Annotated in this window: 13 protein-coding genes, 1 tRNA gene and 1 pseudogene; 1 reads left to right on the top strand and 14 read right to left on the bottom strand. The window is 60.9% G+C overall.

The window, feature by feature from the left end; translation table 11 throughout:
• Window positions 1–315: 315 nt before the first annotated feature.
• A tRNA-Lys gene (locus G1C94_RS02870) sits at window positions 316–389 on the bottom strand.
• A gap of 147 nt (window positions 390–536) precedes the next feature.
• Window positions 537–2,192 carry a hypothetical protein gene (locus G1C94_RS02865; protein WP_172144470.1) on the bottom strand — a complete coding sequence of 552 codons (1,656 nt, stop codon included), beginning with the start codon at window positions 2,190–2,192 and terminating at the stop codon, window positions 537–539.
• Between the two features lie 1,635 nt (window positions 2,193–3,827).
• On the opposite strand from G1C94_RS02865, the pseudogene G1C94_RS02860 reads away from it, so the two are divergent.
• Window positions 3,828–4,137 (top strand): annotated as a pseudogene (locus tag G1C94_RS02860) (IS256 family transposase); the annotation flags it as partial.
• Window positions 4,138–4,420: 283 nt separating this feature from the next.
• On the opposite strand, the gene rplI reads toward G1C94_RS02860, so the two are convergent.
• The 12 genes from rplI to G1C94_RS02800 form a co-directional block, all read right to left on the bottom strand.
• Window positions 4,421–4,867 carry a 50S ribosomal protein L9 gene (rplI, locus tag G1C94_RS02855; RefSeq protein ID WP_172144468.1) on the bottom strand — a complete coding sequence of 149 codons (447 nt, stop codon included), beginning with the start codon at window positions 4,865–4,867 and terminating at the stop codon, window positions 4,421–4,423.
• 20 nt (window positions 4,868–4,887) lie between these two features.
• On the bottom strand, window positions 4,888–5,136 hold the full coding sequence (gene rpsR, locus G1C94_RS02850; RefSeq protein ID WP_172144466.1) for a 30S ribosomal protein S18: 249 nt from the start codon (window positions 5,134–5,136) through the stop codon (window positions 4,888–4,890).
• 73 nt (window positions 5,137–5,209) lie between these two features.
• Window positions 5,210–5,857: a single-stranded DNA-binding protein gene (locus G1C94_RS02845; protein ID WP_172144464.1), complete on the bottom strand. Its 648-nt coding sequence runs from the start codon at window positions 5,855–5,857 to the stop codon at window positions 5,210–5,212.
• 46 nt (window positions 5,858–5,903) lie between these two features.
• On the bottom strand, window positions 5,904–6,200 hold the full coding sequence (gene rpsF / locus G1C94_RS02840; protein WP_172144462.1) for a 30S ribosomal protein S6: 297 nt from the start codon (window positions 6,198–6,200) through the stop codon (window positions 5,904–5,906).
• A 162-nt stretch (window positions 6,201–6,362) separates the two neighbouring features.
• Window positions 6,363–7,403: a LacI family DNA-binding transcriptional regulator gene (locus G1C94_RS02835; protein ID WP_172144460.1), complete on the bottom strand. Its 1,041-nt coding sequence runs from the start codon at window positions 7,401–7,403 to the stop codon at window positions 6,363–6,365.
• A 163-nt stretch (window positions 7,404–7,566) separates the two neighbouring features.
• Window positions 7,567–10,263 (bottom strand): glycoside hydrolase family 2 protein, encoded by a 2,697-nt coding sequence (locus G1C94_RS02830; protein WP_172144458.1) that lies wholly within the window; start codon window positions 10,261–10,263, stop codon window positions 7,567–7,569.
• 57 nt (window positions 10,264–10,320) lie between these two features.
• Window positions 10,321–11,208 carry a carbohydrate ABC transporter permease gene (locus G1C94_RS02825; RefSeq protein WP_172144456.1) on the bottom strand — a complete coding sequence of 296 codons (888 nt, stop codon included), beginning with the start codon at window positions 11,206–11,208 and terminating at the stop codon, window positions 10,321–10,323.
• Complete coding sequence (locus G1C94_RS02820; RefSeq protein ID WP_172144454.1) at window positions 11,208–12,269, bottom strand: carbohydrate ABC transporter permease; 1,062 nt, start codon at window positions 12,267–12,269, stop codon at window positions 11,208–11,210. Before G1C94_RS02820 ends, G1C94_RS02825 begins: the two co-directional genes overlap by 1 nt.
• Window positions 12,270–12,411: 142 nt before the next feature.
• Complete coding sequence (locus tag G1C94_RS02815) at window positions 12,412–13,794, bottom strand: ABC transporter substrate-binding protein (protein WP_172144452.1); 1,383 nt, start codon at window positions 13,792–13,794, stop codon at window positions 12,412–12,414.
• 509 nt (window positions 13,795–14,303) lie between these two features.
• Window positions 14,304–16,961, bottom strand: a complete 2,658-nt coding sequence (locus G1C94_RS02810) for a hypothetical protein (RefSeq protein WP_172144450.1) — start codon at window positions 16,959–16,961, stop codon at window positions 14,304–14,306.
• A gap of 645 nt (window positions 16,962–17,606) precedes the next feature.
• Window positions 17,607–17,954 (bottom strand): hypothetical protein, encoded by a 348-nt coding sequence (locus G1C94_RS02805; protein WP_172144448.1) that lies wholly within the window; start codon window positions 17,952–17,954, stop codon window positions 17,607–17,609.
• Window positions 17,955–18,487: 533 nt separating this feature from the next.
• Window positions 18,488–22,168: InlB B-repeat-containing protein (locus G1C94_RS02800; protein WP_172144446.1), on the bottom strand; the 3,681-nt coding region annotated here is incomplete at its 5' end.

Genomic DNA, 22,168 nt, shown 5'->3' with positions numbered 1-22,168 from the left:
ATTTTCCCGGCATCAGGAAAATGGTCTCGCCGTGTCGAGTCCGGCTTGGGAAGAATCTGCGGGTTGACTTCCAAACCCGAGTTTGAGTTTCAAGCCCGAGTTTGAGTTTGCCACCCGAAAATTAATCGACTGCGATCATACTTTCCGGGTCGAACCCGGGCAGCCGCATGGGTGGGCGGCGTGGTTTTGTGCCCACATTTTGCCCACAAAATTTCTATAATTCACCATATTTCACCATATTTTACGATATTTCAAATATGACGAAAACCCTTGAAAACAAAGGAAAAACCCACTGTTTCCAGTGGGTTTGAAAAGTGCCCCCTCAGGGATTCGAACCCTGGACACGCTGATTAAGAGTCAGCTGCTCTAACCAACTGAGCTAAAGGGGCGCTGGTCATTTAATGAGCCAAGCGTTCAGCTTACTCGCAATCAGCCGTTGCGCAAACACGGCGTGTCGCCGCATTTTAACCAGCAAACCCCGAGGGGCAGGGTGCGCCGCGCGTTCGTCGGCGGCGCACCCTGGTGGGCGACAAGCGCTACTGGTTGCGGCGGCGTCGGAGCGCCACCAGCGCGCCAGCGGCGGTCAGCAACAGCGCCGCGGCCACAGCCGGAGCGGCCACCGCGAGACCAGTGTCGGTCAACGCCCTCTTAGGCCTGGCAACCTGCTCGCTCGGTTTCCACACCGGACTGATGGTCAGCGAGCTGGTGATCTTATCCGTGCCCGGACTGAACGTCGAACCATCCTCTCTCACCCAGCCATCCAGCACATGGCCGTCCTTCTTGACGCGGGACAACTCGGCCATATCCACCAAGCCGCCGTTGTACACGTCGAGCGTCAGGTAGACATGCGCACTGTCCTTCTCCTTGACCGTCACCCTGTGCTTGTCGGGCGCGCCGATAGTCACCGACATCGAGCTCTTAGACGACAGGCCCGTCCTCGGATCGGTCACCGTCACCTCGACTAGGTACATGCCCCATTCAGCGGTTTGGTGGGTCGATTCCGTCATGTCCGTAACCGGCGCGCCGTTCCTGAACCAGAGATAGCTAATCTTGGCACCCGGAACCGGCAGAGTGACCTGCACGTCGAGCGTGGACTTGCCGCCCACCAACGCGATCCTCGGCGGATTGGCCGTCACTGTCACCGTCGGCGCCTTCAGCTGGAAGTGCGGCTGCAGGGTCAGGTCGGCACGCACTGCGTCACCGAACCTCCACTCACTGCCATCGGACTTGGTGTACTTGGTGATCGTATAGCCGCTCTGACTCACCTTGTCATCCAACTGCCCTCTGGTGAGCCTGTCGCCGTTCGTTACCGTGAGCTTGGTGAACACGGACTCGAATCCATCACGGCCCTTGAGCGTGACCGTGCGCTGGTGAGGTGCGGCCACCGTAGCCGTCGCCTCCGCCTGCGATTTGACGTTCGTGGCCGGATCCGTGCCCGTGACAGTCACCGTGTACGTGCCCGGATCGGTCACCGTCAACTCGGCATCGGTCTTACCCGGTATCTCCTTGCCGTCCTTGCTCCACTGGTACCTGAACGTCACGGTCGGCACCTTGTCGTGCTTTGCCTCGGCGTGCAAATGTACCTTGGAATTTCGCTCTTCCAACCGCGTGGCTGTCGGCTTCACCGTCACTGTGGGAGCTTCCAGCATCCACTGTGGGGTCAACGTCATATCCTCGGTCACCGATGCTTGGAAGTTCCAAGGAGCGCCGTCCTTCAGGTAGCCGGAAATCGAGTAGCCAGTCTTAACGATTGCCTTGTCCAAGGTATCCTTGTCCAGCTTCTTCCCGTTCGGCACATGCAAGGTCACCGGCGTGGAAATTCCGGGGCCATGAAGCGTCACAATCCGTTTCGCCATAGCCGTAACCCCTATATCGCCGGTCACGTGCTTGCCGGGAATCGTCAATGTGCCGGTATTGGAATTGAACGAATACTTACTCTTATCGAGTTCATGACCGCCCACTGTCACCTTCACCGTCGCTTCGTCCAGCTCACGGCCATTTTCCGGCCTCAGCGTCGTCTTATAGAGCATGCCTTCCAGCACTCTCTTCATGGAATCGTCACTCGTCATGTTGTGCAACTGGAATTTCACGTCGAATATATTGACAGTTCCCGTAACTCGGCCAATCTTGCTGTTGTCCAGCTTGTCAAACTCGACATAGAATCCCTCAACGCTGGAATCTTTGTTCTTCACAGCACTCCATGCACCGGACTCGTCATATCGGACATAACATTCGTCAGGATTACCACTGGGCTGACCCGGAGCCCAATTTGCGTATACGCTTGGGACGGTACCCGAAATGCCAGAACCTCTCCAGAACTTCACGCCCGCACTTGGGCCACCAACCCAATGCCAGTCCTCGCCACTACAAACAGAACTGAAAGTCTCCTTATTAGCTACAGCATCGCTGTAAGTGCTTCGCGCACCGCCAATCCAGCCGCTCTTTTTATCAAACAGGTTATGGATAAGGCTGTTTTCCGCCTGCGATTCAATAGTCAGTAAATGGCCACCTTTTCCTTCGAAGAAGGAAACGAACTGCATCAATCCATAACCCTCATCAAATCTGTTAAGTTTACTATCACTGCCAATGAAGGTATATCCGTGCCCATCAAACAGATGCGCATCGTAGTTTTTCTTCATGCCGCTGTAATAAGACGCCTGCAACGGCGTACTCGACACACTCACCGACACCGTTTGCGTCCTACCCTCGCCTGGATGGAATGTCAGACTTTGCAGATACTTTTGAAGATCACTCGGAGAAAAAATCGAAGCCCCGTCCTTATTATTAAACGCGGTATATCGATAACGCTGCCCCGGCTTGACTAGTATTCCCCCGAAATTGTTATCCGCATCTAATGTATGGATGGCCGGCGCGGCCTGCAGATTCGCAGGCACACCAGCAACATCACCAATAGTGAACCAACCATTATCTACCTCAACGACCACATACACACTGGTTCCGCTTGTCACTGTCACGTCGCTCAGCTTGTAGTCGATACTACCCGCGCTCGTCTTCTTGTCGGTATTCAGATTTATGTGGGGATACCCATGCTTCGCTGTGTGAGATCCGTCCGCCGAATCTTTGGATCCTGGACCACTGGGCGGCCCGCTCGGAGATGTGGGCACATTAAACGGAGATTCTGCACCCCTGTCAATTGGATACGTGATCTGGCGAGTGCCGCCCACCGTAACCCGAAGGTCAGTTATTCTCGGCCTGGACTGTCCGCTGCCATCTGGCTTACTGCCACTCGCGCCACCTAGCCCACTGCTACCCGACAGCCTCTCCTGCAGCTGATCACTATCCGACGACTCATCCCGTCCCGGCAGGGGTCGCGGCGGACTCGAGGACCCACTCGTTCGCCCGTTCTGCTCCCCCGTATCCGTCTCCTCCGTCGCCCACGCACCCGGCACGGCCAGCGCCAACGACATCACCACAGCCAGCAATGTCGCCGCGCAACGCCACAACCAGCGCGTTCCATATCCATTCTGCTTCATATCCGTACAACCTCACTCCTAAAAAACTGCCAAACGGGCGAACCCGCAACTTGCCGCCGCCGAGGCTATCAGAGATTCATACGCAGCATTCCACCCCTAAGAAACGGGTTAGCGGCCAAAATGTGTGTCTGAAATCGGCTCTTAGCCCTTGTGCCGCAAGGGCTAAGAGCCGTTTGAATGTGGTGGCGGGGACTTTCGAGGTCGGCCAGAATGTGTGTCTAAAACAGGGTCGGACGCGTTGCGGCAGTAGGTGCGAGGGGCGTTTGAATGTGGTTGCCTTAAGGGGTATGAGAATTCCCCTGCGCCCCGGATGCGAGACACCGGTACCGGCGGACGAACAACCTCATCGAATCATGGAACGCGCGCATCCGCGACATGCTGCGCCACCACCGGGGCCTGAGCCTGCTGCGTCGGATCAAGGCGATCTGCTGGTGGTGCCACCAACACGGCGAACGCCCGGAACCGGCCGGCTGGCTGGCCGCCAACGCGCTCACCGACCGGCAAATCGAGCAACTACAGGCAGGCCTGGGAACACGGCCCGCAGGGCGCGTACGAGACGTTCGGCATCCCCAACCGGTACGGCACCGGCATCGACTGGAACGAATTCCACACCAGCACACGATACCCAAACGCCACCGAATGACGCCCCTCAGACACACATTTTGGCCTATAACCCTAAGAAACCCCCAAAAATGGTGCCGTATGCCGCACCACGCATACCGCACACCGCATGCCGCACACCGCATGGCCAGGCCCAGCCATATCCCCCAAATAGCAAGCAAAATAGCAAGTGTCCCCGCACGCCTTATCGGCATACGGGGACACTTAACTATGCTTAAGCTCGGTTTGGTTCAGCCTGTGATCCAGCCTGATAAACCGGCCAGCCGCCCACAATCAGACGGCCGGCAATCGGCCAGCAGGCAACGTCACTCGGCGACGACCTTCACCGTGAAGGTGGCGGTGATCTCCGGGTGGAGCGCGACCTTGGCCGGGAACTCGCCGGTGGTCTTGATGGTCTCGACCTCGATGGACTTGGCATCGACGGCGACCTTGGAAGCCAGCGCCTGGGCAATCAGATCAGCGGACACGCCACCGAACAGCTTGCCGGACTCACTCACCTTGGCCTTGATCTCCACCACGGAGCCTTCGAGCACGCTCTTGGCCTCGACGGCCTCTTCGCGCGTGGCGACGGCCTTGGCCAGGCGGGCGCGCTTCATGGCGGCGATCTGCGCCTCGGCACCCTTGTTCCACGCGAAGGCGAAGCCCTGCGGGATCAGGTAGTTGCGGGCGAAGCCGGCCTTGACCTCAACGACATCACCGGAGTGACCGAGGTTGGCAACGGTTTGGGTAAGAATAACCTTGGTATCAGCCATAATTTCAAAGCCTCCTTACTTCAGCGACCGGAAGTGGCGTAGGGCAGCAGAGCCATTTCGCGGGCGTTCTTGATGGCCTTTGAAATCTCGCGCTGTTCCTGGACGGAAACGCCGGTGATGCGACGGGAACGAATCTTGCCGCGATCGGAGATGAACTTGCGCAGCAGCGCGACGTCCTTGTAATCGATCTCGGTGACCTTCGCCGCCTTCAGCGGGTTCGGCCTCTTCTTGAACGGCTTGACCGGTGGTTGCGGCCTTTTGCGTGACATGATGTTCTCCTTATAAATATAAACGTGTATGTTCGCGAGAATTGACAGTGCTTGGGTTGGGTATCACTCGATATCAGAACTCGGGCTCGTCGTCGTTGCCGCCGAAATCGGAGGAACCGCCGAACGTCGAGAAGCCACCACCGGAATTGCCGCCGTCGCCCCACGGGTCGGCCGCGGGCGCTTGGCTGGCGGGCGGATTGGCCGGAGCTGCATTCTGCTGGCCGCCGCCGAAACCGCCATTGCCGCCGGTATAGCTTGCACCGCCGGAATAACCGCCAAAGCCGGTGCTACTGACGAAGCCGCCATTACCACCATTGCCGCCGTTGTTGTCGCGCCCCGCAAAGCCGCCCTGACCGGACGATTGGCGGGTCACTTGCGCGGTGGCATATCGCAGGGACGGGCCGATCTCATCGACCGTCATCTCCACGACAGTGCGGTTGGAACCGTCTTGCGCCTGATAGGAACGCTGTTGCAAGCGCCCCTGCGCAATCACGCGCATGCCCTTGGACAGGCTCTGCGCGCAATGGTTGGCGAGATCACGCCATGCCGAGCAGCGCATGAACAGCGCCTGACCGTCCTCGAACTGGCCGGTCTGACGGTTGAAACTGCGCGGTGTCGACGCAATGGTGAAGCTGGCGACGGACGCGCCGCTGCCAATCGTACGCAGTTCGGGGTCCGCAGTGAGGTTGCCCACCACTGTGATAATCGTTTCACCTGCCATGACGTGTCCTTAAAACTCGATACCCAGCAAACGCTGAATCTAAAAATTACTTGGTGTCCTTGCGAAGAATCTTCGTGCGGATCACGGATTCGTTGAGGTTGAGCACACGGTCGAGCTCGTCGCTGACAGCGGGTTCGGCGCTGTAGGTCACCACAACGTAGTTGCCTTCGGTCTTGCCCTCAATCTCATAAGCGAGCTTGCGACGCCCCCAGTAATCGGGTTCATCGACAGAGCCGCCCTCCTTGGTGACGAGCCCAAGATATTGCTCGGTCAGCTTCTTCAGACCGCGCTCATCCAGCTCGGGATCGGCAATAAACATCAGTTCGTACTTATGCGCAGACATCACCCACCTCCTTCGGACTATTCGGCCACGGTCGTTCCGCGGCAGGAGTGTGTATACGCGCCACCCATGCGTGCAGCAAATCGTGCGTCTAAGGCAGCTCGCTTAAGAGTACAACCTTGCTCCGACCAAACGATCAGACGGCCCACTCGCTCACTCGCCTACTCACTCGCCGGCAAGGATGGGCGCCGGCCCGGTGGAGGCACGCTCGCGCAGGTCGTAAGGCGATTCCTCCACGACGGTGACTTGCTTGCCGTCGATGAGGTCGAGCAGCAGACGGGCGGCTTTGCGCCCCGAGCCGACGATGTCGCGGCCCATCACCGTCAGGTGCGGGAACACCGCCGTGCACATGAAGGAATCGTCCCATGCCATGATCGACAAATCCTGCGGCACGTCGAAGCCCATTTCGCGCGCGATGCCCATGCCGGCCAGAGCCATCACGTCGTTGTCGTAGATGATTGCGGTGGGGCGGGGCTCGACCGACAGCAACAGTTTGGTTGCCTCGATGCCGCCTTTCGGCGTGTAATCCGCGTGCAAACAGCGGTAGCGCACGCCCAGCTCGGTGGCCGCGTCACAAAACGCCGCATCGCGGATATAGGAGTGGCCGAAACTTTCCGGGCCGCCCACACGCCCGATGCGCTGATGACCCAAATCGTGCAGATAGGAAACGGCCTTGCCCACGGCTTGCATATCAAGGCTGCGCATGGCCGGCAATCCGCCCGACAGCGACGGGTCGCACATGGCGAGCACCGGCATCTCGGGGTGTTTCTTCAGCAGAGCCACGCGCCGGTCGTTCATTTCCAAGTTGACCAGCAGCAACGCGTCCACGCTGCCCGTGGCGATCCAGTCGTTCAGAATCGCCATCTCGGTGTCGCGCCCCACGGCGAAGCGCAGCAGTAATGAATAATCGTGCTGCTCCAGCTCGGCGCCGAGGCCGGCGAGCAGCTCCATCATGTAAGGTTCGACGGACAGCAGATGCGCTTCGCGGGCCAGCACCACGCCGATGCGGCTGGTGTTCGAACGCGCCAGCGATTGGGCGGCACCATTGGGCTTCCAGCCGAGTTGCTGAGCCACCTTGAGCACTTTCGCGCGAGTTGCTTCGGACACGCCCGGCTTGTCATTAAGCGCATAAGAGACGGCGCTGCTGGACACCCCCGACGCCTTGGCGACGTCGAAGATGGTGACCTTGTTCTTCTGCCCGGCCACAGCGCGCTCCTTTCCGTGCCGTATATGGGTGATTGCTTACAATCACTTACCATCGTTCCAGCCCAAGGATAGTACACAAACCCCAGTATTACGAACGTAATAAGCGCTTCAGAACCTCAAACGATTCCGAAGCGCTTATTCCTTCCAAATCAAGGCTGACGAATCAGCGCTTGAGGTCATTGGCCGAACGCAGCACGTTCGGAGCGGCGAAAGCGGTAGGCTCGACTTCCGCCGCGGAAGTGATGTGCAGCGTGACCGATTCGCCCGGCAGGAGGGACACCATTCCCTCGTCCACATGGGCGCCCGCGTCCACCTTGTCCGCCATGCAGAACAGGTCGCGCACATAGCTTTCAGCGGTGACGGTCAGCTCATAGCCGCCATCCACGGCGACGGCCGCAACGCCAAGCGCCTCATCGGGAGACACCAGCGCCTGATCGATCACCTCGGCCGGGTTGTAGATCACGCGGGCGAACGCGCCATCGGCGCATGTGGCGACGAGCAGTTCGCGCGTCGGGTCGCCGAACGTGGCGACTTCCTCGCTCAACACCAAGCCCGCATGCCCCGCAGCACTCAGCGCGACGTCGAAGGATTCGCTGGCCAGCACCGTGCCATCAAACGCCACGCGCTCGACCTTCCACGTGCCCTTCCACGCATCCAACGTGTCGTTGAGCACGATGAGCTCGAGATGGTCGGTGGCGGTCGGCTCGCCTTCCCAGCTATGGGTGGCGCGGTATTCCTCGGACGTGCGCGGCTGGATGGTGGCCAGTCGCGGCGCGAAGAAGTCGCGCGAGGCGTACCACAGGGGCTTGCGGTGCCCGTCGAAGTCCACGGCCGCCCACGAGACGACCGGCCAATCGTCGTTGAGCTGCCAGATCAGCGCGCCGGCGTTCACCGGTTCCAGCGAGCGCATATGCTCCACGCCGAAGCGCATGGCCTGCGCCTGCTGCAGCTGGCATGCCCAGTGCCAATCCTCGATGTCGGCCCAGTTGTCGGTGTCGATAAGCCAGGAGTGCTCGCCGTCGGAGGGCTTGCCGTTGGTCACACCGCCGAAGCTCACGTCGTTGATGTGGCCTGGGGTCAGGTGCGAGCGCATGCCGCGCGCCAGCTTGTAGTTGCCGCCGGAGGCTTTCTGATGCACGAGCATTTGCTCGCCGAACGGGTCGAGCTTGGCGTCGTGCACCACGCGGGTGAGAGTGCTGAACGCGGGCGGCGCCTGATAGCCGAACTCGTCGGCGAAGCGCGGGGTGTACTGCGCGTAGACGCGGTAATCCTTGCGGTTCCAAGCGTCCCAGATGTGCATGGTGCCGTCGGTGTCCCAGTTGGCGCCCACGAACTTGGTGAAGCTCATCGGCGAACTCGGCAGATACACATGCGTGGGGTCGAGTTCGGCGAGCAGCGCCGGGAACAGCTCGGAGTAGTAGTAGTCGCCCCACGGCTTTTCGCCGTAGCCGTATTCGTTCGCCGCGCGATCGTCGTCACGCAGCGCCTGCTTGTAGCCGCCCCACTCGGAGTAGGCCACATAGTTTTCGTTGGATCCGTTCCATACGATCAGGCTGGGGTGCGGGCACAGGCGCACGATGGCCTCGCGCGCTTCGGCTTCGACTTCCGTCTTGGTTTCGGCGTCCTCCGGGTAGGCGGCGCAGGCGAGCATGAAGTCCTGCCAGACTATGACGCCCGCGCGGTCGCACATGTCGTAAAATTCGTCGGCTTCGTAGATGCCGCCGCCCCACACGCGCACCATGTTGGAGTTCGATTCCACCAGGTCGCGCACGCCGCGCTCATAGTCGCGCTTGGCGACGCGGGCGATATAGGCGTCGTCGGGAATCCAGTTGTAGCCGTGCGCATGCACCGGCACGTCGTTGACGTAAATCTGGAACGGGCGGCCCGCCTCGTCGGCGCGCGTGTCGACGTGCACGGTGCGGAAGCCAACGTGCCCTTCCCACGTGGCTTGAACACCGGCGCTCACGGTGATGTCATACAGCGGTTGGTCGCCGTAACCCAGCGGCCACCAGCGCTTCACAGCCGGCACGGCAAGTCGCGCCGCAGCAGTGTTGCGCCCTGCGGGCACCACCACATCGGTTTCGACATCGGCACCGAAACCGCTGAGCGCGACATGCACGTCGACCGGTGTCAGCTGGGCGTGGGACTCGCCCGGGCTCATCACACGCCCCTCACCAGCGCGCTCGACCTCGACATGCACGGTGAGCACACCGGTGCCGTCGGCGGCGACGTCCACCAACGGCCGCACACACTTCAGGCGCACGCCGCTCCACGAATCGATGCCGATTTCGCGCCAAATACCGGCGTTCGCCACGTCGATGCCCCAGTCCCAGCCAAAGGAGTAGCTGGGCTTGCGAATCTGGTTGAACGCGTGGTGTTCGGTGTGCGGCCAATAGCCGCGGCGCGCCTCCTGCTCGTCGCTGTGGCGCACCGGCGAGGTGAAGCTCACGCTCAGCTCGTTGGCGCCCTCGCGCAGCAGATCACGCACATCCCACCGGTAGGAGCGGTGGAAATTGCGCGTTTCGGCGACGTGCCGCCCGTTCAGTTCGAGCGAGGCGATGGTGTCGAGACCGAACGCCACCAAGTCATGACGCTCGGAACCGTCGTCGTGCCAGTCGAATTGACAGGTGAAACGCCAATCCACGTCACCGATCCACTGCTGTTCCTTTTCGTTGGCACCGTCGAACGGGTCGGCGATGAGCCCCGCGTTGAGCAGGTCGAGCGCGGCCTCGCCCGGCACGGTGGCGGGGATGCCGGCCGCCAGTTGCTCGCGCAGTGCTTCCGGCACGGCTTCGAGGTTCAGCGCGGTCAGCGTCCACCCTCCGGCGAGTGGTGCGAAAGTGTGAGGTGTGTGAGTCATGTTTGCTCCTGGAGTAATTTGAAGTTCTTGCCTCCCGCTGGCGGGAGGCAAGAGACGTTATTCCTTAACCGCGCCAGCGGCGACGCCGTTGTAGATCTGCTTCTGGAAGATCAGGAACGCGATCAGGGCCGGCAGCAGTGTGATAATCACACCCGCGCAGATCAGGTTGTATTTCGACCCTTGCGGCCCGGTGAATGAATACAGCGAAATGGCCACTGTGCCGAGTCTCTTCTTGTCTTGCAGATAGAGATTAGCCGAGTAGTACTCGTTGTAGATACCCACGCCCTTCAAAATCAAGCAGGTCACGATGGCCGGCTTGAGCAGCGGCAGCAGGATGCGCGAGTAGATGGTGAAGTAGCTTGCGCCATCCATCAGCGCGGCTTCGTCAAGCGAGATGGAGATGTTCTCGAAATACTGGATGAAGATGTAAATCGAGATCACATCGGTGCCCATCGACATGATGATGTAGCCCCACAGCGAGTTGATCAAGTGGAACGTGCCCATGATCTTGTAGACGGCCACCTGCATGGCGATGCCCGGCAGCAGCGCGGCCATCATGAAGGCGGTGCGGATCAGCGCGTTGCCCGGGAAGGCGAAGCGGCTGAGCACATACGCCAGCTGGGTGCCGATGATGGTGGTCAGGAAGCACACCGCCACCAGCACGATGATGGAGTTGCGGAATGCGACGCCCATGTTCGACAGCTTGAACGCCTCGACGTAGTTCGAGAAGTTGAACAGGTTCTTCGGCAGCGTCATCACGGAGGTGGACTGCCATTCCTCGTTGTCTTTGGCCGCGGTGAAGAAGCAGGTCACCAGCGGCAGCAGAATCCAGAAGGTGATGAACACCAAGCTGAAGTATTTCAGGAAGCTCAAGATCCACAGTTTCAAGTGATAGCCGAAGCCCGCTTGCTCTATTTTCTGTGGGGTCATGGTTGTGCTGGACATCACGCAACCGCCTTTCCGTTCTTGAACAATGGGGCTTTGCCGGTTGCGACCTTATTGGCGCGCTTCAGGGCGCGACGGCGGGCCTTGTCGGACTTACGCGCCGCCTTGGCGGCCTTGGCCGTGCCGTCGTCGGCGTTTCTGAACAGCAACCCCATCACGATTTTCTGCAGCAGCGTGCAGATGATGATAATCACCAGCAGCACCACGGCCATTGCGGAGGCGAGACCCACCTTCTGATCGGTGTGGGCGATCTTGTCCATTTGCACCATGTAGGTGCCGGTGCCGTTTGCACCGGAGGTGATGACGTAGGGGCCTTCGAAGGCGGAGAGCGAACCGGTGATGGACAGAATGATGTTGAGCACCAGAATGGTCTGGATGCCGGGCAGGATGATGTGCTTGAACTGCTGCCACTTGTTCGCGCCGTCGATCTCGGCCGCTTCGTACAGCGTCGAGTCGATGGACATGATGGCACCGATGAACAGAATCAGCGTGGAGCCGAGGTAGCGCCAGATGGACGAACCGACCAGCGACCAGTTGTTGATAGCCTGGTCCTTCAGCCAGTAGGGCAACTGATCCTGCGAGAAGCCGCACCATTGCAGCACGGTGTCAAGCACGTAGCCGCGGGTATAGAAGAACTTGAAAATGAAGCCGACCGCGATGCCGTTGATCAGGTACGGGAAGAAGATGGCGCCTTTGAAGAAGCTGCCGCCGCGCACCTTGAACGCGAGCACGGTCGCCAAATACAGAGCCAGCGCCACCTGCACCAGCGCACCCACCATGTAATAAAGGCTGAGCTTCAAGGTGGCGAGCAGTTCGGGGCGCGTGAAAATGTCAGCGTAGTTCTTCAGACCCACCCACTTGGGCGTGCCGATGTACTTCATCTTGTAGAAGCTGTAGCCGCACATCTGAATGAACGGCCAGTAGGTGAACACCACCAGCAAGGCGACCGGGATGATACAGAAGGCGACGATGATGGCGCCTTTCTTCCAGTCGCGCTTGTGGGTGTTGAAGGGGATGTCGGCCACGGTGGTGGGCGCGGCATCCGCAAGCGCGGTAGTCATGATGATCTCTTTTCTGCTGAGATTACTGTCTGATGAAGTGGGTGAGGCCGACAGCCACGGTGGTGCGGCTGCCGGCATCACTGATGTAAGGAGGAGACGAGCCTTGCGACCCGCGCGATTAAGCGATCAAGCGATCAGCCGATCAGTACTTGGCTTCGGCGTCGTCGTTCTGCATGGCCTTGTACCATGCGTCGTTCCACTCGGCCACCATGTCGTCGTAGCTCTTGTCCTTGTTGGCGGCGTGCTCGACGATGGCCTGGACGCGCTTGTTGCCGTTGGAGTTGATGCCCAGCTCGGAATCGGAGTTGACCTCGGTGAACAGATCCTCTTCACCTTCAAGCGAATCGGCGTCCACTTCCATCGTGACTTCCTTGAAGTCCTCGTAGATGGAGGGCAGGTCCTCGTCGCCGTACTTGATCGGGATGCCGCCTTCGTTCATCGCGTAGCCGGACTTCTCGGTGAGCCACTTGACGAAGATCATGGCGGCTTCCTGGTTGTCCTTGGAGGACTTCACGTTGATGCCCATCGAATAGTTGCCACCCATCGCGGCGTACTGCTTGCCCTTGATGGAAATCGGGAACGGCATGTAGCCGATGTCGTCCGCGTTGTCGCCGGCCTGCTGCATCTGCGTGACAGCCCAAGCGCCAAGCACCATCGTGCCGATCTGTCCGTTGTTGATCATGCTCTTGGAGGACTCCCAATCGGTGGTGGAGTAATCCTCTTCGGTCAGGCCCTGGTTCACGGCGTCGTACAGCACCTTGTACACGTTGTAGGCATGGGTGCCGTCGCCCGGATCGGCGAACGGGGCCTTGGTGTGCACGAGCTTCTGGTTCATGTATGTGTTGTCGCCGGTGGCGGTGGTGCCGATGTAGGCATCCCAGGCGCCCATCGTGAAGCCGGCCGCGTAGTTGGTGTACAGCGGGATGGCGTCGGTCTTGTCCTTGATTGCCTTGAGGGCGTTGATGAACTCCTCGGGGGTCTTCGGCAGCTCGGTGATGCCGGCCTCCTTGAAGACCTTCTTGTTGTAGATCACGCCGGAGGTCTGGCCGTCGGTGGCGACGCCGTAGGTTTCGCCGTCATAGGCCTTTTCGCTGGCGAGCTTGACCTGCTTGGACATGGTGTCGGTGTCGCCGTAGGAGATGAAGTAGTTGGACATTTCGGACTTATCGACCGAGGGGATCATCATGATGTCGCCCCAGTCGCCGCCCTGCAGACGGGTCAGCGCGTTGTCCGCGTAGTTGGAATCCGCCTGGGATTCGACCTTGATGTTGGGATACAGCTTGTTGAAGTCCTCGATGTAGGATTTCCAGTTCTTGCCCGGATAGGAGTCCAGGGACATGTCGGTGCGGCCATTGTAGAACTTGATGGTGGTCGTGATGTCTTTGCCGGTCTCGCCGAGCGTGATCTGGTCGTAAGTCAGGTCGGTCTTCTTGTCACCACTGGAGCTGCTGGAGCCACCGCAAGCGGCCATGCTCACCATGCAGACAGCTGCCACACCGGCCGCAACGAGTTTCTTGATATTCATTCTTTCTGGTCCTTCCTTCGTGGACGCGCGAATCGATTTTGGTCGTTTCGCTGTTCCGTCGCTTTCGTGGTTCTGCTTCGAACCGTTTGAAGCGACCCCCTCTCATCAGCCTAGCTTCCACGCCTGTCTGAAGTGAAGTGGTATCCCTTAGCATAAAGGCGCTGTTTCAGTATATCAAGCGCTTAAGTTGCTTCAGCGTGTTCTCCGCTGCGCTCAATGCGTATGCCATTATCTGCGATTTGGGCTGAAAAGGCTTTATTTTCAGGCGTTCTTATGTCTTTACTTTGTCTATTCCCTATTATTTCAGGCTTCAGATCGGTCTGTTCGCTTGCTTCTTTATTAATTAAGCGCTTAATCAGGCTTATCTAAGCGAACAGCGCGAATAACCCACAAAATCCCACGAAACACCGGGAGCTGTCGTGCGAACGCGCAGCTAAAGCGCTAAAGAAATAGAGCAAGGTGCGCCGGAACAACAACCCTTCCGACGCACCTCGCAGTTCATTCGCGGCTTACTTGCGCCGCCACCTCAATACCGCCAGCACACCAGCGACGACCAGCAGGAGCACCACGGCCACAACCGGCGCAACCACCGTAAGGCCAGTGTCGCTCAGCGGCGCGGCGCGCTCGGCCGGCTGCCACACCGGGCTAATGACCAAGTCACCCGTAATCTTGTCCGCGGCCGGATCGAACCTCGTGCCGTCCGCCTTCACCCAGCCGTCCAGCACATAGCCGCGCTTGCTAACGCCACCCAGCGCACGCGCGCCCACCGTGCCGCCGTGGAACACATCCACCTTCAGATGCGTCACGGAGCCGTCCTTCTCCCTGACAGTCACCGTGTGCTTGGCAGGCGCGCTCACCGTCACCGGCGCCACGCCGACGGACGACATGCCCGTCTGCGAATCGACCACCGTCACCTGAACCGTGTAGTCACCCCACTGGTCCGTCTCGTGGCTCGCGCCCGTCGCGCCCGCAATCGGCACACCGCCCTTGAACCACTGATAGCTCACCGTCGCGCCCGTCACCGGCGGCCTCACCTGCGCGTTGAGCGTGGACTTGTCGCCCACCGACGTGAGCTTGGGCGGAACAGCCGTCACCGTCACCGCCGGCGCGTCCAGCTCATAGTGAGCATACAGAACCGTATCCGCACGCACCCCATCGGCGAACAGCCATTCCCCGCCATCAGTCGTGGTGTACTTGCTGACCGAATAGCCGGACCGCTTCGCCCTCTCGTCCAGCTCGGCTTTATCCAGCTTGTCGCCGTTGACCACCGTGAACTGCTCGAGCAGCGTCGAGAACGGGTCCCTGCCGCGCAAGGTGACCGTGTGCTGGCTGGGGGCGGTCACCACAGCCGCAGCCTTCGCTTGCGAGCTGAGCTTCGTGGTGGAATCGGTTGCCGTCACCTCCACCGCGTATTCGCCCGCCTCGCTCACCGCCAACGTGCGGCGAGTCTGCCCCGGCATCTTGACGCCATCCTTGAACCACTGATACGTGAACGTGACTGTGCGTACCTTGCTCAGCTTGGCGTCGGCCTGCAGCGTCACCTTGTCGTCCCTGCCGCCCAGCTGCCCGTCCTTCGGCGTCACCGTCACCACAGGCGCATCCAGCACCCACCGCGGGTTCAATGTCATATCGCCGGTCACCAGATCATCGAAGTTCCACTCGGCACCTTCGCGAACATAGCCGACGAGCGTGTAACCATCCCTGGCCCCGACTTTCTCGTTCAAGGAGTCTCGCTTCAGCGGCACGAGGCTACTCGCCCGCAATATGGTCAATGGCTCGTCGGACCACACGTCCCGAATCGTCACCAACCAATTCGCGCCCATCTCGATGCGCACATCGTCGGTCACGTTCGCGGCGCGAATTCGCAATTTGCCGGTTTTGCGATTAAACGAGACGGCATCCGTCTCGCGCCTCAGCGATCTGCCACCCACCGACACACGCAGCGAGCTCACATCGAACCCGCGCTTGTTCAGCGCAGTCAGCATCGTCTCATAGGGCGTAAATGACAGCACTTTGGGGGCCTGATTGCTGCTGGCCACGTCGCGCAGCTGATGCTGCACGGTAACCGTCTTGGTGGTTGCCGTCGTGCGACTAATCTGGGTGGGATCGATTTGCTCAAACTCGACATAGAAGCCCCTGACTTGGGGGAATGTGCCATGGCGTTTCCCGTTATCCTGACCCGGCAGGCCGTAATAGCTCGTAGCGGCCCACGCGCCGGAGGTGCTCTTCACTCCATATTGGACATAACATTCCTCGACGAAATTGGTGGGTTGTTTGTCAGCCCACTTTGCATATATATTGTCGACTTGCCCCGGTTTGTTGCCGCCGTTCCAGAACTTCGTGCCCCTGCTTGGGCCGGCCACCCAATACCAATCCTGATCTTTGCAGGGAGATTTGACCTCGGGGCCATCTTTCTTAGCAGCCTCAGCGCTGCTCTTTTTCATGCCGCCAATCCAGCCGTTTTTCTCGCCGAACAGACGGTGAACAAGGTTGTGCTCATCCTGCGATTCGATGGTCATCAGATGGCCGTGGCGCCCGAGGAACGTAAGGGATTGCGCATCCGCATAAGCTTGGCCAAAGTCCGGAGCTTTCTCATTGATGAAGGCATACGCGTTCCCGTTGAACAGAACCGGGTCGTATCCCTTACGATTGCGCATGACTTTAGGCGGCTTCGTCACAGTCACCGAGACGGTTTGCTCCTTGTCGCCGTCCAAATAGAACATCAGATCGCGCAACAGCGCCTGAACGTCTTTCGCTGTGAAAGTTGCGTTGTCGCGACCCGACGAGTCGAATGACAGATACTTGTATTTCGCGCCCACCGCCACACTTTCGCCAGACAGGAACTCACCGCTCGTATTCAACGCACTGAATAGCTTCAGCTGTCCTGGTGGCGGCACGGTAAGTGTGAACCAGCCGCTATCCACCTCAATCACCATATATGAGGCGTTCGCGCCTTTCACCGTGGCGTTGCCCAACTTGTAGCTGGTTACGCCATTAACATCCGTTTTCCTGTCGGCATGCAGATTCACTGCAGGATTGGACTGCTGCGCCGGTTTGCTCTCGGCCGCCCACGCGCTCGGCACCGCCAACACCAACGCCGCAGCCAAGGCCAGCAACACCGCCACGCAACGCCTCACCCATCGCACACCACGCCCATTCTGCTTCATACGCACACGCCTCACTCACTGACAAAACGGGCAACCCCGTAGCCGTCGCGGACGAGGCTATCAAACATCGTCTCCCCGCCGCGCACCCCCCAAAGGCAAAACCAACCTATCCCGTTCTTATCACGTGTAACGGCAATTAGAACCCGCAGGTAAAACAGCGGGAAAGCCGGTCAAATGAGCAAGGCACGTGTCTTTTGGAGCGGATGTCGCCGTGTTCGACACCCTCCGGGCCGGTAGGCCAAGTCTTACGTCTCACACAACGACATCCGCTCCAAAAGCCGTCTATGTCTGGCTGAGAGCAGCGCGTTTATGTCTGTTTGGGGTGGTGCGGTTATGTTTTGTTTGAGGGTCGGTTGTTACCGTGTTCGACGTAATTTTCTGTTGGTTGGCGGTATACGTACTGAGAACGGAATTGATGGCACCGCAATTCAGAGCATGCCAAGCACGACATTGTCACGCCGACAGAATGGCGCGGAAGCCACGAGATTGCCTGGTTTCGCTATATGGCGTTGTCGCTGATGATCGACATGCACAGCCCACTGGGCTGTGCATCCCACACGGTAACAACCGACCCAAAATCTGTCTATATCTGTTTGGGGTAACGCGGTTATGTTCGCGTGTCTGTGTTCGTTTGGGGCAACGCGTCTATTCCTTGAGGCGGAGTTCCTCTTCTAGTTGCTGGATGCGCAGGGCCTGGGCTGCGATGAGCTGGTCGCGCGGGTCAACGGGCTTGCGCTCCGGCGTGACCGGCTCGGGCGAGCGCTTCCACCGGGCGAAGGCGCGCTCGATGCGCTTGTAGCCCACGATCTTGGGATCCAGGCCGGCCTCGCGGAACAGGGCCGCGGGCTTCTCGCCCTCCCTATAGCGGCGCATGCACTCCACGCGGAACCAGTCCGCGTAGCGGATGCGCGAGGACGCGTCAATACTGTCCACCGCAGCCAACGACGACAAATACGCCCGCTGACCCGACGTGAAACTTCGCGGCTCATTCATTGTCGGCCGTCCTTCCTGATACGCAGGGAACTGAAAAATTTTGAAGGGTCCCGCTGTCTTGTGCGAGGCTCGCGATGCTGTCGCCGCTCGCCGCTGCGAAGAGCGCGCGAACCCAAACACGGGAATCTATAGGCCCCCGCAGGCGGGGGCTGTCGCGCGAACGCGCGACTGGGGGTGGTCACGCCAGTCACGTGACCACGCCCGCACCACCCCCAGTCGGCCTTGCGGCCGACAGCCCCCGACGTCTTATGCGACGCTCGCAACGCTATCGCTGCTCGCTGCCACGAAGAGCCCACAGGGCTCTTCGTCCAGCGGGGCCAAGGGACGCAAAACCGAGATTGGGGATAGGAAGAGAAAGGCGGGGAACCACGGGGCGCGAGCCCCGTTGTCCCCCGCCTTTCGGAAACCGTCAACCGGCTGGTTGGACCGGGCGCTGGCCCGATCCGGGCCGGCGGACCGGTCGGTCAGACCGGTCCGGCCGGGGAGCTGGGCGTTAAGCCCAGCTCGGTGGATCGGGCCGTTGCCCGGGCCGGTCAGTGGGAGCGGCGGCGGCGCAGGGCGCTAGCCGCGAGACCCGCGCCGGCCAGGGCGAGGGCCGTCAGGGCGGCGGCAAGGCCGGTGGCGCCGGTGGAGGCCAGGGCGTTCACCTTGGTCCAGCGGGCGTGCAGCTTCTTGCCGATCGCATCCTCCACACTGGTGACGAGGTTGCCCTCGTCGTCGTACCAGCCATCGAACTGGTAGCCGTCACGCGTGGGCACGGGCAGCTTGCCGTCCTCACCGGTCCAGTCGGACGGGAGGGTGCCGCCGTTCGCGTCGAACGCGTCAGCAACACTCGTCCACTTGGCGTGCAGCTTCTTGCCGATCGCATCCTCGACGTTGGTGATGAGGTTGCCCTGTTCGTCGTACCAGCCGTCGAACTTGTAGCCGGGCTTGTACGGCAACGGGAGCTTGCCGTCCTGGCCGGTCCAACCATTGGGCAGGTTGCCGCCGTCGGCGTCGAACCCGTCCGCCATGCTCGTCCACTTGGCGTGCAGCTTCTTGCCGATCGCATCCTCCACGCTGGTGACCCGGTTGCCGTCCTCGTCATACCAGCCGTCGAACTTGTAGTTCGGCTTGGTCGGGATCGGCAGCTTGCCGTCCTGGCCGGTCCAACCCGAAGGCAGCGTGCCGCCGTCAGCGTCGAACCCGTCAGGCAGAGCGGTCCACTTCGCAACCAAATCCTTGCCAATGGCCTCTTCCGTGTTGGTGACCTGGTTGCCGTCCTTGTCATACCAGCCATCGAACTTATAGTCAGGCTTGTACGGAATCGGCAGCTTGCCATCCTCACCGGTCCAACCGTCAGGCAAAGTGCCGCCATCCGTGTCGAACGCATCCTCGATCTTCGTCCACTTCGGGTGCAGGGTCTTGCCCGCCGCATCCTCCGCGTTCGTCACCGGGTTGCCGTCCTCGTCATACCAGCCATCGAACTTATAACCAGGCTTGGTGGGGATCGGCAGCTTGCCGTCCTCGCCGGTCCAACCGTCCGGGATGGTCACGTCGCCGTCCACGTCGAACGTGGTGGGCAGCTTGGTCCAGTGGGCGGTCAGCTTCTTGCCGGCGGCGTCCTTGAGGGTGGTGACCTTGTTGCCGTCCTCGTCGTACCAGCCATCGAACCGGTAGCCGGGCCTGGTCGGGGTGGGCAGGTCGCCGTCCTCGCCCGTCCAATCCGACGGCAGGGTGCCGCCGTCGGGGTCGAACGCGTCGTCCAGCTTCGTCCAGTGGGCGGTCAGCTTCTTGCCGATCGCATCCTTGACCGTGGTCACCAGGTTGCCGTCCTCGTCGTACCAGCCGTCGAACTTGTAACCCGGCAGGGTCGGGGTGGGAAGCTCGCCGTCAGCGCCCGTCCAGTCCTTGGGCAGCTTGCCGCCGGCGGGGTCGAACGCGTCGTCGATCTTGGTCCACTTGGCGGTCAGGTTCTTGCCCACCGCGTCCTTCAGGGTGGTCACCTGGTTGCCGTCCTCGTCGAACCAGCCATCGAACTTGTAGCCCGGCCTGGTGGGGATGGGCAGCTGGCCGTCGGCGCCGGTCCAATCCTCGGGGATCGTGCCGCCGTCGGGGTTCAGCCCGTCGGTGCTCGCGTTCTTCGTCCACTTGGCCGTCAGGGTCTTGTCACCCGTGTCGGAGGCGCTGATACCGGACACGAGGTTGCCCTTCGCATCGGCCCAGCCGGCGAACGTGTAACCCTCGCGGGTCGGGCTCTTCAGGCTGGCGACGCCCACACCATACGTGTACGTGCTCGGGTTCTTCGGGTCACTGCCGCCGTCGAGCTTGTACGTGATCTTGTACGTGTTCGCCTTCCACGTGGCGTTGACCTGCAGCAGGGACTGGTCGAACGTGCCGGACACGTTGCGGTCCCAGCTGGTGAACGTGTAGCCGGTGCGGGTCGGGTTGGCGGGGATGGTGTACTTGGTGCCCAGGGCGCCGGTGAGGACCTTGGACGCGCTGCCGTCCGTGTCCTGGCCGCCGTTGTAGGCGAAGATCACCACGCTGGCGGCGGCCGGCGCGTACTGCGCCGTGAACGTCACGTCGCCCGCGACCATCGTCAGATCGGCCAGTTCGTCCGCGGTCCTCAGGCCGTACTGGTCCGACTGCCAGCCCACGAACGTCCAACCCTCATCCACAGTCACAGTCGGGGCCTTGACGCCGGTGAGCTTGGCGTTGGTCTTGACCTTGTAGGTCGGATTGTCCGACAGCTTGCCATGCGCGCCCTTGTCGAACGACACCTTGTTGTCGGCCTCCTTCCACGTGGCCGTCACCACCAGCGACGGACTGTCGAACGAGCCGCTCGGGGTCGTGTCCCAGCCCGTGAACGTCCAACCCGTACGGGTCGGAGCCGCGGGGATCTCGTACGTGGTGCCCAACGGGCCGGTCACGGTCCTGGACGGGTTGCCGTCGGCATCGGTGCCGCCATCGAACACGAACGTCACCGAACCCAACGCGTTCGCCGTCCACACCGCGGTCATCTCCACGTCTTTGGCGGGCATGACCAGGTCGGCCAACTGGTCACTGGTGACCAGACCGAATTCCTCGGACTGCCAGCCGGCGAACGTCCAGCCCGCGTTCGCCGTGGCCGTCGGGGCGGTCACGCCGGCGTCGGACAGCTTGGCGTCCGTGGCCACGCTGTCGTAGGACAGGGTGCCCGAGATCGTGCCGTTCGCGCCCTGGGCGAACGTCAACGTGTGGGTCTTCGCCTTCCACTGGGCCGTATACACGGTCACACCATCCGACTCGTACTCGCCACTCGGGGTCACGGTCTCGCCGTTGGCGTTCGTCCAGCCGGCGAACTCGTAGCCCTCGCACGACAGGGTGTTCTCGGCGGGCACCGTGTAGGCGCCGCCCTTGAGGCCGGACTCGGACAGGAGCGACTGGCCGGAAATCTGGCCGCCGTTGGCGTTGAACACCACCGTCGCGCCATCATTCTTCGCATACTGCGCCGTAAACGTCACCGTCTGCTTCGAACCATCCTGCAGGCCCGAAACCAGGTACTTGCCCTTCACGCCGTCCTTGCCGTACACCAGGTCGTCCGCATCGCACTTCCAACCAGTGAACGTCCAACCAGCCTGCGGGCTCGCCGTAGGCTCGCCGGGGACCTTGTCGCCCGAAGCCACGTCGTACGTCGCGGTGCCGGTCAAACCGGTGCCGTCGCCCTTATCGAACACGACCGTGTTCACGGTCTTCTCCCACACCGCGGTATACGTCACGGACTTATACGTCTCGGACAACTCCTTGTCCCAGCCCTTGAACGTGTAACCCGTACGAGACAGCGCAGTCGGGACCTTCGCCTTGTCGGCCGTGGTGTATTCCTGGCCGTCCAGGCCCGTCAGCACCAGCGACGAGTTGTTGTTGGCGTCCAGGCCGCCGGCGTAGTTGTACAACACCTGCACACTCGACTCCGGCACATACTGCGCCGTAAACGACACGGTCTTGAACTTCGCGTCCGTGTTCGTGCCGGCGACGATGTACTTGTCGACGCTGTCCTGCGAGTACACCCTGTTGTCCTCGTCGCACAGCCAACCGGTGAAACGGTACCCGCCGTTCGCGGTCGGCTCGGCCGGCTTGCCGTTCACCGGGCTGCCGGTGTTCACCGTGTACTTGGTCGTCTCGCCCGCGGCGATCGTACCGTGATCGCCATCCTTGAACGTGACCGTGTTCTCATTCGCCGTCCACTGCGCCGT

This window comes from Bifidobacterium panos (genome assembly GCF_012932445.1).
In the GTDB taxonomy this organism is placed as follows: domain Bacteria; phylum Actinomycetota; class Actinomycetes; order Actinomycetales; family Bifidobacteriaceae; genus Bifidobacterium; species Bifidobacterium panos.
Note: the sequence above shows the minus strand (reverse complement) of the source record. Positions and strands in the feature narration are given on the sequence as shown.

What these genes read in the sequence shown, in the direction of transcription:
- rpsF (WP_172144462.1), bottom strand. Translation starts at nt 6,200, where the DNA reads ATGTCTGCGCATAAGTACGAACTGATGTTTATTGCCGATCCCGAGCTG.
- G1C94_RS02820 (WP_172144454.1), bottom strand. Translation starts at nt 12,269, where the DNA reads ATGACTACCGCGCTTGCGGATGCCGCGCCCACCACCGTGGCCGACATC.
- rpsR (WP_172144466.1), bottom strand. Translation starts at nt 5,136, where the DNA reads ATGTCACGCAAAAGGCCGCAACCACCGGTCAAGCCGTTCAAGAAGAGG.
- G1C94_RS02805 (WP_172144448.1), bottom strand. Translation starts at nt 17,954, where the DNA reads ATGAATGAGCCGCGAAGTTTCACGTCGGGTCAGCGGGCGTATTTGTCG.
- G1C94_RS02845 (WP_172144464.1), bottom strand. Translation starts at nt 5,857, where the DNA reads ATGGCAGGTGAAACGATTATCACAGTGGTGGGCAACCTCACTGCGGAC.
- G1C94_RS02830 (WP_172144458.1), bottom strand. Translation starts at nt 10,263, where the DNA reads ATGACTCACACACCTCACACTTTCGCACCACTCGCCGGAGGGTGGACG.
- G1C94_RS02825 (WP_172144456.1), bottom strand. Translation starts at nt 11,208, where the DNA reads ATGTCCAGCACAACCATGACCCCACAGAAAATAGAGCAAGCGGGCTTC.
- G1C94_RS02815 (WP_172144452.1), bottom strand. Translation starts at nt 13,794, where the DNA reads ATGAATATCAAGAAACTCGTTGCGGCCGGTGTGGCAGCTGTCTGCATG.
- G1C94_RS02810 (WP_172144450.1), bottom strand. Translation starts at nt 16,961, where the DNA reads ATGAAGCAGAATGGGCGTGGTGTGCGATGGGTGAGGCGTTGCGTGGCG.
- rplI (WP_172144468.1), bottom strand. Translation starts at nt 4,867, where the DNA reads ATGGCTGATACCAAGGTTATTCTTACCCAAACCGTTGCCAACCTCGGT.